11 protein-coding genes are annotated in these 17167 nt (G+C 65.0%); 6 read left to right on the top strand and 5 right to left on the bottom strand.

Features of this window, described 5'->3' with window-relative positions; translation table 11 throughout:
- Nucleotides 1-65 precede the first annotated feature (65 nt).
- The 4 genes from ACGHJ7_RS05955 to ACGHJ7_RS05970 form a co-directional block, all read right to left on the bottom strand.
- A complete protein-coding gene (locus ACGHJ7_RS05955; RefSeq protein ID WP_390475397.1) occupies nucleotides 66-1502 on the bottom strand; it encodes a glutamate synthase subunit beta in 1437 nt (478 codons plus the stop codon).
- A gap of 12 nt (nucleotides 1503-1514) precedes the next feature.
- Nucleotides 1515-6179: a glutamate synthase large subunit gene (gltB, locus tag ACGHJ7_RS05960; protein ID WP_390475399.1), complete on the bottom strand. Its 4665-nt coding sequence runs from the start codon at nucleotides 6177-6179 to the stop codon at nucleotides 1515-1517.
- 255 nt (nucleotides 6180-6434) lie between these two features.
- The gene (locus tag ACGHJ7_RS05965) at nucleotides 6435-8348 is read right to left on the bottom strand and encodes a hypothetical protein (RefSeq protein WP_390475401.1); all 1914 of its coding nucleotides are present in this window, start codon (nucleotides 8346-8348) and stop codon (nucleotides 6435-6437) included.
- 46 nt (nucleotides 8349-8394) lie between these two features.
- Complete coding sequence (locus ACGHJ7_RS05970) at nucleotides 8395-9642, bottom strand: TIGR04063 family PEP-CTERM/XrtA system glycosyltransferase (protein WP_390475402.1); 1248 nt, start codon at nucleotides 9640-9642, stop codon at nucleotides 8395-8397.
- 121 nt (nucleotides 9643-9763) lie between these two features.
- On the opposite strand from ACGHJ7_RS05970, the gene ACGHJ7_RS05975 reads away from it, so the two are divergent.
- The 5 genes from ACGHJ7_RS05975 to ACGHJ7_RS05995 all read left to right on the top strand — a co-directional run bounded on the left by ACGHJ7_RS05975 (nucleotide 9764) and on the right by ACGHJ7_RS05995 (nucleotide 13849).
- On the top strand, nucleotides 9764-9949 hold the full coding sequence (locus ACGHJ7_RS05975) for a hypothetical protein (protein WP_390475404.1): 186 nt from the start codon (nucleotides 9764-9766) through the stop codon (nucleotides 9947-9949).
- Nucleotides 9950-9953: 4 nt separating this feature from the next.
- The gene (locus ACGHJ7_RS05980; protein ID WP_390475405.1) at nucleotides 9954-11351 is read left to right on the top strand and encodes a DUF5935 domain-containing protein; all 1398 of its coding nucleotides are present in this window, start codon (nucleotides 9954-9956) and stop codon (nucleotides 11349-11351) included.
- Nucleotides 11352-11411: 60 nt separating this feature from the next.
- The gene (locus ACGHJ7_RS05985) at nucleotides 11412-11861 is read left to right on the top strand and encodes a MaoC family dehydratase (RefSeq protein ID WP_390475407.1); all 450 of its coding nucleotides are present in this window, start codon (nucleotides 11412-11414) and stop codon (nucleotides 11859-11861) included.
- Between the two features lie 71 nt (nucleotides 11862-11932).
- Nucleotides 11933-13111, top strand: a complete 1179-nt coding sequence (locus ACGHJ7_RS05990; protein WP_390475410.1) for an acetyl-CoA C-acyltransferase — start codon at nucleotides 11933-11935, stop codon at nucleotides 13109-13111.
- Nucleotides 13112-13201: 90 nt separating this feature from the next.
- Nucleotides 13202-13849, top strand: a complete 648-nt coding sequence (locus ACGHJ7_RS05995) for a hypothetical protein (RefSeq protein ID WP_390475411.1) — start codon at nucleotides 13202-13204, stop codon at nucleotides 13847-13849.
- A gap of 27 nt (nucleotides 13850-13876) precedes the next feature.
- Here the strand turns inward: ACGHJ7_RS05995 and ACGHJ7_RS06000 are convergent, their stop codons facing one another.
- Nucleotides 13877-15097, bottom strand: a complete 1221-nt coding sequence (locus tag ACGHJ7_RS06000) for a polyhydroxyalkanoate depolymerase (protein ID WP_390475413.1) — start codon at nucleotides 15095-15097, stop codon at nucleotides 13877-13879.
- A gap of 267 nt (nucleotides 15098-15364) precedes the next feature.
- Between ACGHJ7_RS06000 and ACGHJ7_RS06005 the strand changes: the two genes are divergently transcribed.
- Nucleotides 15365-17101, top strand: coding sequence for an ABC transporter transmembrane domain-containing protein (locus ACGHJ7_RS06005; protein ID WP_390475608.1), 1737 nt, complete (start codon nucleotides 15365-15367; stop codon nucleotides 17099-17101).
- The last annotated feature ends 66 nt before the right edge of the window (nucleotides 17102-17167 follow it).

Consider the following 17167-nt stretch of genomic DNA (forward strand, 5'->3'; position numbering starts at 1 on the left):
CAACTTGCCAGCGGAATGACAAGGAGCAGGATACAGGGAATGCGAAGCACGAACGCCGGCATGGGTCAGCGCGGCAGCGACGTTGCACCCATCAATGCCTCGTCCACGGCGCGCGCGGCTTGGCGTCCTTCGCGGATCGCCCATACGACCAGGCTCTGGCCCCGGCGCATGTCGCCGCAGGCGAAAATGCCGGCCTCGCTGGTGGCGTAGTCTTCCGTATTGGCCGCGACATTGCCGCGCTGGTCCAGTTCCACCTCTACCCGGTCGAGAAGGCCGCGTTTCTGCGGTCCCGTGAAACCCATGGCCAGCAGGATGAGATCCGCAGGCAGGGTGAATTCGCTGCCCGGAACTTCCTTGAAGGAGCCGCCTTCCCATTCGATGCGGACGCATTCGAGGCCGGTCACGGTCTCGCCATCGCCGACGACACGCTTGGTCAGGACACCCCAGTCGCGGTTGGCGCCTTCCTCGTGGCTGGACGACGTGCGCATCTTCACCGGCCAGTTCGGCCAGGTCATCGCCTTGTCTTCCTTCTCCGGCGGCTGGGGCATGATTTCCAGCTGGGTGACGCTCTTCGCGCCCTGCCGGTTCGACGTGCCCACGCAGTCGGAGCCTGTATCGCCGCCGCCGATCACGATGACATCTTTGCCCTCTGCCGTCAGCGTTCCGCGCGGGGCGGCGCGCACTTCGTCATCGCCGGCATTGCGCTTGTTCTGCTGGGTCAGGAATTCCATGGCGAGGCGCACCCCGGCCTTCTCCGAGCCCGGTATGTCGAGCGCGCGCGCCTCTTCCGCGCCGCCTGCAAGGACGATCGCGTCGAAATTCTCGCGAAGGGCCTTCAGCGAAACCTCCACGCCGACTTCGGAGCTGGTTTTGAAGACGACGCCTTCGGCTTCCATCTGCACCGCGCGGCGGTTGATCAGATGCTTCTCCATCTTGAAGTCGGGAATGCCATAGCGCAGCAAGCCGCCGATCCGGTCATTCTTCTCGAACACGGTGACGGCATGGCCGGCGCGGGCCAGTTGCTGCGCGCAAGCAAGGCCCGCGGGTCCGGAGCCGACGACGGCCACGGCCTTGCCGGTCTTCTTCTCCGGCACCTGCGGCGTGACCCAGCCTTCTTCCCAGCCGCGATCGATGATGGCGGCTTCGATGCTCTTGATGGTCACCGGCTCGTCGGTGATGTTGAGGGTGCAGGCTGCCTCGCACGGGGCGGGGCAGATGCGGCCCGTGAATTCGGGAAAATTGTTCGTTGAATGGAGGACGGTCAGCGCGTTCTTCCAGTCCGCCTCGTAGACCAGGTGGTTCCAGTCCGGGATGATGTTGTTCACCGGGCAGCCGTTGTGACAATACGGAATGCCGCAATTCATGCACCGCGCGGCCTGCGCCTGCAATTCCTCGTCCGGCGGGGTCTTGATGAATTCCCGGTAATTGCCCAGCCGTTCCTCGGGCGCGATATAATCCCGCTCGCGGCGCTCGATCTCGAGGAAGCCTGTTTCCTTGCCCATGATGTGAGGTCCTTATTCCGCCGCTTCCGAGGCCGCTTCGTTCCGCTCGTTCTCCAGCGTGGTGAGCGCACGGCGATAATCGGTCGGCATGACTTTTACGAATTTCGCGAGGCTGGCATCCCAGTCCTCGAGGATGGCGGCGGCGCGGGCACTGCCGGTGTGAAGCTTGTGCCGTTCGATCAGGATCTTCAGGCGGTCCGCGTCGTGGCGCAGCATGTCGCCCAGCCCGAAATCGTGGACGCTCTGCGGACGCTGACGGGGATAGCCTGCGCCTTCCTCCTCGTTCGCGTCGGCCACGATCCGTTCCAGTTCCACCTGTGCGGGATTCACCAGGTCGGCAAACGTGCCGTCTTCGTCGAAGACATAGGCGATGCCGCCGCTCATCCCGGCTGCGAAATTGCGCCCGGTCTTGCCCAGGACGACGACGGCGCCGCCGGTCATGTATTCGCAGGCATGGTCGCCGGTCCCTTCGACCACCGCGATGGCGCCCGAATTGCGGACCGCGAAACGCTCGCCCGCGACGCCTTCGAAATAGGCCTCGCCAGCTATTGCGCCATACAGGACGGTATTGCCGACGATGATGTTGCTGCCCGGTTCGCGCGGGGCGTCATCCGGTGCGCGCACGATGATGCGGCCGCCCGACAACCCCTTGCCGACATAGTCGTTGGCATCGCCGACGAGGTCCAGAGTCACGCCGTGGGCCAGCCATGCGCCGAAGCTTTGTCCTGCGACCCCGGTGAAGTTCACGCGCACGGTATCGGGACGCAGCCCCTCGTGCCCGTACTTTTCCGCGATCCTGCCCGACAGCATCGCGCCCACAGTGCGGTGGACATTGCGGATTTCGCGGTCGATCTGGACAGCTTCGCTGTTTTCGATGGCAGGCGCGGCGGCAGCGATCAGGTCGTTGTCGAGCGCGGCGGCAAGCCCGTGATCCTGCGTATCGGTGTGGTGAAGCTTGCGGCCTTCCGGCAGGGCGACCTGGTGGAGCAGGCCGCCAAGGTCGACGCCGCGCGCCTTCCAGTGGCGTTCTGCACGGCGCGCATCCAGCCGGTCGACGCGTCCGACCATCTCTTCCACCGTGCGGAAGCCCATGCGTGCCATGATGGCCCGCAATTCCTCCGCGACGTAGAAGAAGTAGTTGATGACGTGTTCCGGCGTGCCGGTGAAGCGGGCCCGCAGCACGGGATCCTGCGTCGCCACGCCGACCGGGCAGGTGTTGAGGTGGCATTTGCGCATCATGATGCAGCCCGCTGCAATCAGCGGCGCGGTCGAGAAACCGAACTCGTCTGCCCCCAGCAGCGCGCCGATGGCAACGTCGCGGCCGGTGCGAAGGCCGCCATCGACCTGCACCGCGATGCGGCTGCGAAGATCGTTCAGCAGCAGCGTCTGCTGGGTTTCGGCGAGGCCGATTTCCCACGGGGACCCGGCATGGGTCAGCGAAGTCAGCGGCGAGGCTCCGGTGCCGCCTTCATAACCCGAGATGGTGACATGGTCGGCGCGCGCCTTCGACACGCCGGCAGCCACGGTGCCGACCCCGACTTCGGAGACGAGCTTGACCGAGATGCGGCTGGTCGGCTGCACGTTCTTCAGGTCGTGGATCAGCTGTGCCAGATCCTCGATCGAATAGATGTCGTGATGCGGCGGCGGGCTGATGAGGCCCACGCCCGGCGTCGAGTGACGCACGGCGCCGATACGCTTGTCGACCTTGTGACCGGGCAGCTGGCCACCCTCGCCGGGCTTCGCGCCCTGTGCCATCTTGATCTGGATGTCGTCCGAATTGACGAGGTATTCGGTCGTCACGCCGAAGCGGCCCGATGCGACCTGCTTGATCCGACTACGCATGGAATCGCCGTTTTCCATCGGCGTGAAGCGGAAGGGCTCCTCGCCCCCTTCGCCGGTGTTGGAGCGGCCGCCCATGCGGTTCATGGCAATCGCCATGGTCGAATGCGCCTCGTGGCTGATGGAGCCCAGGCTCATCGCGCCGGTGCTGAAACGCTTCACAATTTCCGATGCCGGCTCGACCTCGTCCAATGGCAGGGGCGTTTCCGCTTCCTCGAATTCCAGGAGGCCGCGAATGGTCAGCAGGCGTTCCGCCTGGTTGTTGAGCGATTCGGCGAAGGCGGCGTAATTCTCGTACCCCTTCTCGTCCGGCCCGCCGCGCACGGCGTGCTGCAGCTGCGCGACATTGGTCGGGGTCCAGGCGTGATCCTCGCCCCGCAGGCGGTACTGGTAGATGCCGCCGACTTCCAGCATCTCGGTATGCAGCGGATCGTCGCCGAAGGCGAGTTGGTGCCTGCGGATCGATTCCTCGGCCACTTCCTTCAGACCGATACCCTCGATCGTGGTCGCGGTGCCGGTGAAATAGCTGTCGATGAACGCGCTCGACAGGCCGACCGCGTCGAAGATCTGGGCCCCGCAATAGGACTGGTAGGTGCTGATGCCCATCTTGGACATGACCTTGCGGATGCCCTTGCCAACGGCTTTCACGTAATTGCCCTCGACCTGTGCAGGCGTCAGGTCCGGATGACGTTTTTCGCGCAGGTTCTCCAGCGTCTCGAAAGCGAGATAGGGATTGATCGCCTCTGCGCCGTAGCCCGCCAGAACACAGTAATGATGGACCTCGCGCGCCTCGCCCGTCTCGACGACCAGGCCGGTCTGCATGCGCAGGCCCTGCCGCACGAGGTGGTGATGCACGGCGGCGGTCGCGAGGGCGGCGGGCAGGGGCACCCGGCCCTCGCTCATCGCGCGGTCGGACAGGATCAGGATGTTGGCGTCCTGCAGCACGGCTTCGGTCGCCGCCCAGCACATCTCCTTGATCGCCAGTTCGACGCCGGCGCTGCCGTTGGCCGCGTCCCAGGTGGTGTCGACAGTGGCGGTCCGGAACGCGCCGTCCAGCGACGTCTCGACGGAACGGATCTTGGCAAGGTCGGCATTGGTCAGGATCGGCTGGCTGACCTCGAGCCGCTTGTGCGTGCCGGCATCCATGCCCAGCAGGTTCGGGCGCGGCCCGATCATCGACAGCAGGCTCATCACCAGTTCCTCGCGGATCGGGTCGATCGGCGGGTTGGTGACCTGTGCGAAGTTCTGCTTGAAATAATCGTAGAGCAGGCGGCTCTTGTCCGACAGCACGGCGATCGGCGTATCCGTACCCATCGACCCCAGCGGATCGTCGGCATTGACGGCCATCGGTTCGAGGAAGCGGGTGATGTCTTCCTGCGTATATCCGAACGCCTGCTGCGCCTGCAGCAGGGTCGGCGTTTCCATGTTCTCGTCCTGCGGCAGCTGGGCGAATTCGGGATCGACGATGTCGAGGTCTTCCAGCTTGTACTGCGCGGTTTCCAGCCACTCGGCATAGGGCTTGTCGGCCGAGAGCTGGGCCTTGAGCTCGGCATCCTCGATGATCCGGCCTTCCTGCAGGTCGATCAGCAGCATCTTGCCGGGCTGCAGGCGCCATTTGCGCGTGATGTCCGCATCGTCGAACGGCAGCACGCCGCTTTCCGAGGCGAGGCAGATGAGATCGTCCTTCGTCACGCAGAAGCGCGCCGGGCGCAGGCCGTTGCGGTCCAGCGTCGCGCCGATCTGGCGCCCGTCGGTAAAGGCCACGGCGGCAGGGCCGTCCCACGGTTCCATCAGCGCAGCGTGATATTCGTAGAACGCACGGCGCGACGGATCCATCTGCGTGTTCTTGGCCCATGCCTCCGGCATCAGCATCATCATCGCGTGGGCCAGGCTGTACCCGCCGGCCAGCAGCAGCTCCAGCGCGTTGTCGAGGCAGGCGGTATCCGACTGGCCGTGCGGGATCAGCGGCCACATCTTGTCGAGGTCCGGTCCCAGCGCGGCGCTTTCCATCGTGCGGCGGCGCGCGTTCATCCAGTTCACATTGCCGCGAACGGTGTTGATTTCCCCGTTATGCGCCATGAAGCGATAGGGGTGGGCAAGCCGCCAGCTGGGGAAGGTGTTGGTGCTGAAGCGCTGGTGGACGAGACCGAGCGCGGAGACGCAGTTCTCGTCCCGCAGATCGTCGTAGAACGAACCGACCTGGTTCGCCAGCAGCAGGCCCTTGTACACGATGGTTCGCGCATTGAAGCTGGGAATATAGGTCTGGGTAAGGCCCGGCAGGTCGTGCTTTTCCGCCAGCATGGACAGGGGATTGAGCGTCTGCTTACGGATGACGACCAGCTTGCGCTCGAACGCGGCCTCGTCGGCGCAGTTCGCCCCGCGGCCGACGATGCACTGGCGGATGACCGGCATCGAATCGATGACGGCCTTGCCCAGCCCGTCCATCGTCAGGGGCACGTCGCGCCAGCCGATGACGCTCTGCCCTTCCTTCTCGACGAACCGCTCGAGCCGCTCGGTCACGAATTCGCGCGCGGCATCGTCCTGCGGCAAGAAGCACATGGCGACGGCGTATTCCCCGCGTACGGGCAGGTCCTTGCCATGCTTTTCCGCCCATTTGCGGATGAGGGGATCGGGGATCTGCAGCAGGATGCCGGCGCCATCGCCCAGCAGGGGATCGGCCCCCACCGCACCGCGGTGATCGAGATTGGCGAGGATTTCCAGCGCCTGTTTGACGATCCCGTGGCTCCGTTCACCCTTGATATGCGCGATAAAGCCGACACCGCAGGCGTCGTGTTCGTTGCGCGGATCGTAAAGGCCCTGCGAAGCGGGGTTCGTCATAAAAACAGTCCTGTCAGATGCCGCGTTGCCACACCTTTCGGCGTGAACGCGGCAATGAAGCACGCGTTTCGCAGGCTGCGCCTGATACGAAACTGTCGCGAAGCCTTCTTGTGACGACAGGATATGTTTTTTGCAAGTGCGAAGGCGCGAACGAATTCTTGGCCCGCGCAAAGCGGGCGTCCGAAACGCGCCGCAATTACGTATTCATCGGCTATCCGCCCGGTTCGCTGTGGGCGTGCGAACGCCCGCGGGCAATCAGGCGGCGCCACTCATGCGCTGCAATTTCTCCAGCGCTTCGCGCAAGGCACGCTCGGTCTCGCTCGCATCGGCGGGCGACTGACGGGCCGAAGGCACGGGCTGGCTGGAGGGCGGGGCCTGCGGAGCGTCGAAGGGACGTGCTGCATCCTGTCCTGCAGACGGTTGCGCAGCGGGGGAGGGCGGGGTTGTCTGCGCGTCGGCGGAATCTTGCCCGGGGAATGTGACAACCGGCTCCGGTGCATCCCCGAAATCGTCTTCCGTTTCGTCGACGCGGGCGAATTCCTGGCCCGAAAGCCTGCTCTTCATGGAAAGAAGCGAGCTGTATGCGTCGTTGTCTTCCTCTTCCTCGTCCAGCTCCACGCTTTCGGGTGCGGAGAACGGTGAGGGCTGGGCGAAGGGAACGCTGCCGGTATCGTCCCCTGCTGCGGGCGGTGCGAAATCGCGATGGGCTGCAAAGTTGATCGACAGGGGCAGGTCCGCGTCCTCGTCGTCCTCGCTATCGTCATCGAAACCCACAGGCTGCAAAGCACTGGGGACGGCATCCGGCTTGCCGAAGGGTGAGTGCGACGCAGCGTTATCGTCGTCCGCTTCCCCGGCATGAAGGCTGCCCGCCGGGCGGAAGACCATCGGCATGGGCGCTTCGGTCTCCGCCGGTGCGGGCGTATCGAATTCAGCCGTTTCTTGGGCCGGCTCCGTCTCTAATCCGGCCTGCGGCACCGGTGCCTGCGCTTGGGCTACCGGTGGCGCAGCGAAGGGCCGGGCCCCCGCAAAGCCCTGGCCATCGGGATCGAGTTCGGCGGCGCGGTCCGCAAATGGGTTGGCGCCGGTGTCCACCGTCACTGCCGGGTACGACTGCGGCTTCGCCTTTGCCGCGTCCTCGTCCCGGATCGCCTTGGCCTGCAGGGCGCTGGCGAACCGTTCGACCAGTTCGGCCATACCGAGATCGGACAGGGCCCGGTCGCTCGGGGCAACTCCGGAAGAAAAAGCAGCGGCGTTGGCAGGTTCCAGGTCACTGGGCGTCATGGAGTGTTCCTCTTCGCGGGGTGCGAATTCTTCATGTGTCGGCTTGGCCGCCGTTTCGGGGTTCGATGTGAACGCGGCGGGCGCATCGTCATTGCGCAATGCCTCGATGTCCTGGGCGAAATCGTTGCGCGCGGCATCATCCTCGGGGACATCCTCGGTGACATCCTCGGCAATCGGTTCCAGTTCGAGGACATCGAGTTCGAGTGGTCCGTCCGGGTTCTGGCCGGGCAACGGCGCATTCATCAGGAAATCGCTCGGACCCGAATCGTCGGTCACCGACAGGGCACGGCGGCGTCCGGCGACGTGTCCGGCAACCGGCGCGGGATCGGCGGCAGTCTCGGCCGCCACATCCCGGTCTTCGACATGGAAATCGTCATCCGCGTCATCATCGTCGATATTGTCATCTGCATCATCGATGACGACGTCGTAATCGTCGTCGTCGTCCGCCCACTCGTCTTCGAACTTCCACGGATCGGTGACAGGGCCTAGACCCTCGCTGCCCAATTCCTTGCGCGCGGAAATCGGACGCTTGGCCGGGGCGTCGGGATGGCGATCCTCTTCCTTCAGCTTCAAATCGCGCGACCGTTCCTGGCTGTTCGCCTGCGCCGCCACGACCTTGCGTGCGAGGAAGAGACCAAGCGCAAGGCCCAATGCAGCCGCTGCGACGGCAATCGCCGCCCGTGCGGTAAAGCCGAGAGGCGGTGCGGCCGCAGGCAGGACGGCATCGAGCCCTATTGCCACGACCACGGTTTCGAAAAAGCCGGTCGGCAGAACCAGGCTGCCGATCCCGAACAGGGCTGCAAACCACAGGCCGACGATCGCCGGAAAGGCCGGGTGCGAGCTTATCGGAGCCCCGCCCTTTGCGCTTTTCTGCTTTGTGCCTGCCATGTTCAAACCACTTCCCTGTTGCGGTCCGCCGGGCGCGTTCTGCCGGTCAGGCAGCGGCCGGAATGGACCTGTTCAGTGGAGGGGCTAGCAAATGATGGTAAACGCTTTGATAACGATGAATGTTGTCCGCCCAGTCGTGGCGCGTGGCGACATGGGCAAAGCCGCGTTCTCGCATGGCATCCCATTCGCATCGAAGGTCGATCAGGGCTGAAAGCCCGGCGGCGATGCCTGCCGGATCGTCGGCCGGGAACAGCGTGCCGGTCACACCGTCGGTAATGAGTTCGCGGTGCCCGCCGACATCCGATGCCGCCACCAGCCGGCGCTGCGCCATGGCCTCCAGCGGTTTGAGCGGGGTGACCAGATCGGTCAGGCGGCTGGCCTTGCGCGGATAGGCAAGGATGTCGATCAGGGCGTAATAGTTCTCGACCTCTTCATGCGGGACGCGGCCCGTGAAGTGGATATGACCGGCGCAGGGGGACGCCGCCGCCTGCGCGCGAAGGGCATCGTCCATCGGACCTCCGCCGGTCAGCAGCAGCTGCGCGCCCGGATGGCTTTCCCGCGTTGCAGGCAGGGCGGCGATCAGGTCGTCCAGCCCCTCGTAATCGTAGAAACTGCCGATGAAACCGATGACCGGCCCCTCGCCGAGGCCCAGTCTTGCCGCCAGTGAAGGGTCGCGGCCGGCCGGCTGGCCGAACACCGACATGTCGACGCCGTTGGGCGAGATACCGATGCGCCCGCCGTCGAAGCCGCGTGCGATCAGGTCGCCGCGCAGGCCCCCGCAGATGGTGAAGACGGCATCGGCCCGGGCGACGACGCGGTTTTCCAGCGCGCGGGTCATGCGATACTTGATCGAACCTTCCCGGCCCTGGCCGTTGCCGACGGCCGCATCCTCCCAGAAGGCGCGGATTTCGTAGACCACAGGGATCCCGAGCCGCGCGCCCGCCCGCACCGCGGCCAGACCGCAGAGCGCCGGGGAATGGGCATGGAGGATATCCGGCCGCCAGTCCTGCGCCAGCCGGGTTATCGCCTTCGCCAGCCGGTTCACTTCGCGTATTTCCGCAAGCGCCGGGACGGAGCCTGTCTCGCGCGACCCGTCGGGATTTACCGGGGTGCGATGGAAGGTCAGGCCCTCTGCCTGCTCTATCGCGGGGCCTTCTGCCACGTGTCTGAGGCCGGTGATGCCGCGAACGTCCAGTCCGGCGCGTTCCTGCGCCTTCAGGATGGCACGGGTACGGAAGGTGTAGCCGCTGTGGAGCGGCAGCGAATGGTCGAGGACATGCAGCACACGGGTCATGGGAGCGACCTGTGCCAGAGTTTGCTTAACGGCCCGTCAACCGGTCGATGATAGCGCGATGGTAACCAGAAGCGGGTCTGTATCGCATGCAGCCTGCCCCTACGGAGCCGCCCGAAGCGTCATGATCGACTATTTCGCCCTAGCCCTGACCCACGGGCTGATACTGGTTGCGCTGCTGCGCATCCTGGGCCGGGACGAACTCGACCGGGAGGAGGTCCAGACCCTGGCGCAGGCGGATGCTGCGGAAGCGGAGGCCGGGTCGTCGCAGCCGCCAAAACGCGCTGGCCGCACACGGGGTCGCGGATAGCGCCATGCTGGACGCTGCGCTCTTCCTGTTCGTGCTGGTATTCTTCGCGCTGGGCATCAAGCGGCCCTTCGTCTGGGTGCTCGCCTATCTCTACATCGACATCCTTGCCCCGCAGAAGATCGGCTGGGCGCTGACGCAGATTTTCCCGCTGTCGCTAATCGCGTTCTGCGCGGCATTCCTCGGCTGGATCCTGACCGATTCGAAAAAGGACGTGAAGTTCTCCTTCCGGCAGGGCCTGCTGCTCGTCTTCCTGCTGTGGTGTTTCTTCACCCTGCAATTCTCGCCTTTCCCGGTAGAGGCGGCGCTGAAATGGGACTGGGTCTGGAAAGCGATGGTCTTCGCCATCTTCCTGCCCTTTACCATCATGACGCGCCTGCGGCTGGAAGCGGCCCTGCTGGTCATGGTCCTGACCGCTGCCGCCATCATCATTTCCGCCAGCATGAAGACCGCGCTGGGCGGGGGCGGGTACGAAAGCCTCTATTTCTTCGTGAACGACAATAGCGGTCTCTACGAAAGCTCGACCCTGGCGACGATCGCCATCGGCCTGATCCCGCTGATCCTGTGGTTCACGCGGCATGGCACGATCTTCAAGCCGGATTGGCGGGTGAAGATATTCGCCTATTGCCTGATCTTCGCCTGCCTGCTGATCCCGATCGGCACGGAGGCCCGCACCGGTCTCGTCTGCATCGCGGTCATCGCCGTCCTCGCCCTGCGCGATGTCAAACGGCGGGCCATGTTCATCCTTGCAGGCGGCCTGCTGGGCATCATGGCCCTGCCGTTTATTCCGCAAAGCTATTACGAGCGCATGGCCACAATCGGCAGCCATGACGGGGACGAATCCGCATCCACCCGCCTGGCCGTGTGGGAATGGACCATCGAGTATGCTGCCGAGAACCCGAGCGGCGGCGGCTTCGACATATACAGGGCCAACAGCTTCACCTACCGCCTCCCCACCCGCACGGGCGAGGGCAATACCGTGTCGGTCGAGTACGACACGGTCACGGACGAGGCGCGCGCGTTCCATTCCGCCTATTTCGAGGTGCTGGGCGAGCAGGGCTTCTTCGGGCTGGGCATCTGGCTGTGGCTGCAATTGCTGGGCCTGTGGCACATGGAACGTATCCGCCGCCGATGGCGGGGCCGCACGGGCGAGGGGATGCAATGGCAGGCCCCGCTCGCCACGGCGCTGCAATACGCCCATATCATCTATCTGGTCGGCGCGACGTTCCAGGGCATCGCCTACCAGGCCTTCATCATGATGCTGATCGGCCTGCAGATCGCGCTGCACGTCTATTGCAAACGGCTCGATTCGCCCAGAAAACGCGGGATCGGGGCCCGGGTGGAACGGCCTGCCGCGACAGGGGACGGGCCTGACGTAGCGTCGCCGCGCCCCGCATTGCGCTAAGGTGCGGCTTCCTGCATGAGGTGCGGCAATTCAACCCGTACCGTCTTGAAGGAGAGGCACATGACCCCGCAGGAACTGGCAGAAAAGACAGGCGAACAGCTCGGCAGCAGCGAATGGACCGAGATGACGCAGGAAAAGGTGAACATGTTCGCCGATGCAACCGGCGATCACCAGTTCATCCATATCGATGAAGAGAAAGCCAAGATGACGCCGTTCGGCGGAACCATCGTGCATGGCTTCATGACCCTGTCAATGATCCCCTATCTGGGCGCCAACAGCGACATGCCGAAGATCGACGGCGTGAAAATGGGCGTGAACTACGGCGGCAACAAGACCCGCTTCATCAACCCCGTGCGCGTCGGCAAGCGCATTCGCGGCCACTGGAAGCTGCTCGAGATGATCGAGAAGCGCCCCGGCCAGTGGCAGCAGACCGCCGAGATCACGATCGAGATCGAGGGCGAGGACAAGCCCGCGCTGATCTGCGAATGGATCACCCAGTACTTCGTCTGATCCCGCCATACCAATCCCGGCGCCGACGGGCGCCGGTCACGCATTATTCCCTCTAGTCACAGGAGTTCGCCATGCGCGACGCAGTCATCGTTTCCACCGCCCGTACCGGTATGGGCAAGGCCTACAAGGGCGCTTTCAATTCCACCCCGGGCGCCACGCTCGGCTCCTACGCTCTCGCCCCGGCGATCGAGCGTGCGAATATCGAACCGGGTGAAGTCGACGACGTCCTGTGGGGCTCCGCGCTGCAGCAGGGCACGCAGGCCGGCAACCTCGCTCGCCAGGTCGCGCTTCGCGCAGGCTGCCCGATCGGCACCAGCGGCATGACGATCGACCGCCAGTGCTCCAGCGGCCTGATGTCGATCGCCACCGCGTCGAAGCAGGTCACGCTCGACCGCATGGATATCGTCGCGGCCGGCGGCCAGGAATCGATCAGCCTCGTCCAGACACCGGAAATGCGCGTATCCCCGGACAAGTCGCTGATGGCGATGCACAATGCGATCTACATGCCGATGCTGCAGACCGCGCAGACCGTCGCCGATCGCTACGGCATCACCCGCGAAGCGCAGGACGAGTACGCGCTCCAGTCGCAGCAGCGCACCGCTGCCGCCCAGGAAGCCGGCCTGTTCGACGACGAAATCGTCTCCGTCACCACCACCCACATGGTGAAGGACAAGGAAAGCGGCGAGGTTTCCGAACAGGAAGTCACCATCGCGAAGGACGAGGGCAACCGTCCCTCCACCACGCTCGAAGGGCTGGCCAGCCTGCCGCCGGTTCTCGGCCCGGACACGACGATCACGGCAGGCAATGCCAGCCAGCTGTCCGACGGTTCGTCCGCCGTCGTCGTGATGGAAGCCGCGACTGCCGCCAAGAAGGGCCTGACCCCGCTCGGCTGCTATGTCGGCATGGCCGTCGCCGGGACGGAGCCTGACGAAATGGGCATCGGCCCGATCTTCGCCATCCCCAAGCTGCTCGAGCGGTTCGACCTGAAGGTCGACGACATCGACCTGTGGGAACTGAACGAGGCATTCGCCGTGCAGGTCCTCTATTGCCGCGACAAGCTGGGCATCGACAATGACAAGCTCAACGTGAACGGCGGCTCGATCTCCATCGGTCACCCCTACGGCATGACGGGCGCACGTTGCACGGGCCACGCCCTGCTGGAAGGCAAGCGCCGCGGTGCGAAATACGCGGTCGTCACCATGTGCGTCGGCGGCGGCATGGGTGCAGCAGGCCTGTTCGAGGTCTTCTGATCCCACACTGACCGGCCCGGAAACGGGCGCGATGATGCGGCGGCGGACCCTTCGGGGTGCGCCGCCGTTTTCGTATCAGGAGATACAGTCATGACCTGTCGCAGCGCCGCCTTCGTCTTTGCCCTTTGCCCGGCATTCATGCTTGCCGCGTGCGGTGAAGGATCGCAGCCTGCGAACCCCGCCGAGGAAGGGGGACAGGCAACATCGCTGGACGATGGGGCTGAAACCGGCGCGCCCGGCCAGATTGCTTCGCCGCCGGAGCAGGATGCGGCAGGTATTGGCCGGTTCTCGTCGCGCTATACGTCGCTCGACCTCGACGAGTGCGAACTCGTGTCGCAGCAGACCGAGGGAGAAGGCGCGACCTGGCGCTGTGCGGGCCTGGACGGCATGGACCTGATCGTCATGAGCGGTGACGGGCGCATGGATATCGACGCGGGCGCGGACAATGGTGCGTGGGAGTCGATCGGGGCCTTCAATGCGGAGCCCGATACCGTGGAGTGGCGCATGGCGGACAGCGCGCCTGTGGCCATCATCTACCGCCTCAGCGATGTTTCCATGCATTCGGCAGGCCGCAGCGTTCTCATGATCGAGACTACCGGCGCAGAGGGCTGCCTGATCGGGCGGGTTTCTGGCGACACGCCCGGCGCGAATGCCCGCGCCAGGCGAATCGCCGATGACACGGCCGAAGAATTCGCCTGCGGTGAGGACGAACCGCAAAGCGTGGGCGATACCGCCTGAGAGCTTCGCGCCCGCGCGCCGGCGCGGTCAGCCGTGGCGGGCGATGAATTTCTCGACCGTCGGGGCGACTTTTTCGCGCCACTTGCTGCCGTTGAAGATGCCGTAATGCCCGGCACCGGCTGCAAGGTAATAGGCTTTCTTCTGTTCCGGCAGGCCGGTTGCCAGTTTCAGCGCTGCCCTGGTTTGTCCGATACCGGAAATGTCGTCCCGTTCGCCCTCGACGGCCAGAATGGCGGTCTCGTCGATCTTGCCGAGGTCGACCAGCTTGCCGCGATGGGTGAAGGTCCCGTTGGGGATCGAGTGCTCTTGGAACACCTCTTCCACCGTCTGGAGGTAGAATTCCGCCGTCATGTCGCAGACGCTGCGATATTCCTCGTAGAAATCCTTCGACTGCTGCGCGCTGTCGTCGTCGCCCGCTGTCAGGTGCTTGAACATTTCCCAATGGCTCTGGATATGCGCGCCGAGGTTCATCGACATGAAGCTGGCGAGCTGCAGGAAGCCGGGATAGACCCGCCGCCCGGCGCCCTCGTACTGCATCGGCACGGTGGCGATCACATTGCTGCGGAACCAGCTGATCGGCCGTTTCATGGCGAGATCGTTGACCGTGGTCGGGCTCTCGCGGGTATCGATCGGGCCGCCCATCATCGTCAGCGTCGCCGGGGCCGCTTCGTGGTCGTCGGCATTCATGATCGCTGTTGCGGCCAGCGCGGGCACGCTGGGCTGGCACACAGCCATCATGTGCGCGCCGGGACCGATATGGTCCAGGAACTCGATCAGGTAGTCGATATAGTCGTCTAGGTCGAAATGCCCCTCCGACACGGGAACGCGCCGCGCGTCGTGCCAGTCGGTGATGTAGACATCGCAGCTTTCCACCATCCGCTCGACCGTGCCGCGTAGCAGGGTCGCGTAATGGCCGCTCATTGGCGCGACGATCAGCAGGCGGGGCGCATCCTCGGGCAGGTCTTCGCGGCGGAAGCGCTTGAGGTCGCCGAACGCGCGGTGCAGGACCAGCGTCTCGCTGACCGGATGGGATGTGCCGCCGACCTCGACGGTCTCGATATCGAATTCGGGTTTCCCGTATTCCAGCGTGGCGTGGGCAAACACTTCCAGCGCACTCGCGGCCATGGGGCCGAGGCCGTTATAGGCCATGGGATTGGCCGGATTGGTCAGCCATTCGGAACTGATGGACGCAATGGAACTGGCGCTGTTGAGCCAGGCGCGCTGCAATTCATAGGCGTGGTAAAGCACTGAAATTCCCCTTCGACCGCCCGGTAGCGGGCGCCTCGACAGGATGGCAAGGTGGGCCTTCGTGACCGATTGTGCAATGCACAATGCCGAAATTGCACGCGGCCCGTGTGGATTTTGCCCGCCGCGCGGCCTACATGGCAGGCCAATCCGATGAACAATCCAGACCACCCTGCAGATCACGATCCCGCTCCGGCCTCTCGCCGCCTGTTCCGGCGCGGCGGGGCAAGGGACGGGGAGGCGAAGAGCCGCTCGCTCGGCCCGCTGCGCATGGTCTACCGCGAAACGGCGAAATATCCCGACAAGATCGCCTTCGCCATGCTGGCGCTGATCGTCACCGCGGCTGCGACTCTCGCCATACCTGCGGGGTTCAAGCTGATTATCGATCGCGGGTTCGCGGTAGGCGGCGATCCGGCCGATATCGGGCGCTGGTTCCGGTACCTCATCATGATCGTCGGCGTGCTGGCTGTTGGGACGGCGTTCCGCTTCTATTTCGTCAGCTGGATCGGCGAGCGGGTGGTCGCGGACCTGCGCAAGAAGGTGCAGGCGAACCTGCTGCGGCAGGAACCGGGCTTCTACGAAACCAATTCGCCCAAGGAAATTTCCAGCCGCCTGACAAGCGATACGGCCATCATCGAACAGGTGGTCGGCACGACGGTATCGGTCGCCCTTCGCAACCTGCTGATGGCCATCGGCGGGACGGCATACCTGTTCTATCTCGCGCCGCAGCTGACCATCGGGATGGCGCTGGTCATTCCCGCCGTGGTGCTGCCGATCACGATCTTCGGTCGCCGCCTGCGCAATGTCTCGCGCACCAGCCAGGACCGGGTGGCCGATGTCGGCGCCATGATCACCGAGGTGCTGTCCGCGATGAAGGTTGTGCAAGCCTTCGGACAGGAAAAGCGCGAGGCGCAGCGGTTCGGCGATGCGGCGGAGCAGATCTTCACCGTGGCGAAGCGCCGCATCCTGATCCGCGCCGCCATGACATCAATCATCATCCTGCTGATCTTCGGCTCGATCACGCTGCTGATGTGGCGCGGGGCCATCGGTGTCTCGTCGGGCGCGATCTCGGGCGGCACCATAGCGGCCTTCGTGATTACCGGCGGGCTGGTCGCCGGGTCATTCGGATCCCTGACCGAAGTCTATGGCGATCTTCTGCGCGGGGCCGGCGCGGCGAGCCGGCTGAACGAGCTGCTGATGGCGCAGCCGGGTATCGCGCCGCCGGACCGGCCCGAAAAGCTGCCCGAACCCGCGCGGGGCAGCCTGTCGTTCCGCGGTGTGACCTTCGCCTATCCGACCCGCATGGAGGACCCCGCGCTGGAAGGCTTCAGCCTCGAAGTCGAACCGGGCGAAACGGTTGCCATCGTCGGCCCGTCGGGTGCGGGCAAGTCGACCATCTTCCAACTGGCCGAGCGCTTCTACGATCCGCAGGCCGGCACCGTGCGCCTGGACGGGGTTCCGCTGACCAGCCTCGATCCGGCGCATATCAGGGATCGCATGGCCCTGGTCCCGCAGGACGGCGTCCTGTTCAGCGCCGATGCGCGCGACAATCTGCGCTACGGCAACTGGAACGCGACCGACGAGCAGATCTGGGAGGCGGCACGGGCCGCCAATGCGGTCGATTTCCTGCGCGACCTGCCGCAGGGGCTCGACACCTTCCTCGGCGAGGACGGGACGCGACTGTCGGGCGGCCAGCAACAGCGCATCGCCATTGCCCGCGCCGTGCTGCGCGATGCGCCGATCCTGCTGCTGGACGAGGCGACCAGCGCGCTCGACGCCGAAAGCGAGCGACTGGTGCAGGACGCGCTCGAACAGCTGATGAGGGGGCGCACCACGCTGGTCATTGCCCACCGGCTGGCCACGGTCCGTGCAGCGGACCGCATCGTGGTGATGGAGGATGGCCGGATCGTGGAGCAGGGCAGCCATTCCCAGCTCATCGCCAATGGCGGGCTCTATGCGCGCCTCGCATCGCTGCAATTCGACGCGCCCGAGGGCGAGGCGGCCTGATCCACCTGTCTGGCGGGCGCGCATGCCTCGCGTTCAGCGCCGCGATATTCGACGGATGCTATCGCT

It is taken from the genome of Altererythrobacter sp. MTPC7, assembly GCF_042851395.1.
GTDB lineage: Bacteria > Pseudomonadota > Alphaproteobacteria > Sphingomonadales > Sphingomonadaceae > CAJXSN01.

Excerpts from the sequence above, each read along its gene's own strand:
- ACGHJ7_RS05955 (WP_390475397.1), bottom strand. The coding sequence starts at position 1,502 with ATGGGCAAGGAAACAGGCTTCCTCGAGATCGAGCGCCGCGAGCGGGAT.
- gltB (WP_390475399.1), bottom strand. The coding sequence starts at position 6,179 with ATGACGAACCCCGCTTCGCAGGGCCTTTACGATCCGCGCAACGAACAC.
- ACGHJ7_RS05965 (WP_390475401.1), bottom strand. The coding sequence starts at position 8,348 with ATGGCAGGCACAAAGCAGAAAAGCGCAAAGGGCGGGGCTCCGATAAGC.
- ACGHJ7_RS05970 (WP_390475402.1), bottom strand. The coding sequence starts at position 9,642 with ATGACCCGTGTGCTGCATGTCCTCGACCATTCGCTGCCGCTCCACAGC.
- ACGHJ7_RS05975 (WP_390475404.1), top strand. The coding sequence starts at position 9,764 with ATGATCGACTATTTCGCCCTAGCCCTGACCCACGGGCTGATACTGGTT.
- ACGHJ7_RS05980 (WP_390475405.1), top strand. The coding sequence starts at position 9,954 with ATGCTGGACGCTGCGCTCTTCCTGTTCGTGCTGGTATTCTTCGCGCTG.
- ACGHJ7_RS05985 (WP_390475407.1), top strand. The coding sequence starts at position 11,412 with ATGACCCCGCAGGAACTGGCAGAAAAGACAGGCGAACAGCTCGGCAGC.
- ACGHJ7_RS05990 (WP_390475410.1), top strand. The coding sequence starts at position 11,933 with ATGCGCGACGCAGTCATCGTTTCCACCGCCCGTACCGGTATGGGCAAG.
- ACGHJ7_RS05995 (WP_390475411.1), top strand. The coding sequence starts at position 13,202 with ATGACCTGTCGCAGCGCCGCCTTCGTCTTTGCCCTTTGCCCGGCATTC.
- ACGHJ7_RS06005 (WP_390475608.1), top strand. The coding sequence starts at position 15,365 with ATGGTCTACCGCGAAACGGCGAAATATCCCGACAAGATCGCCTTCGCC.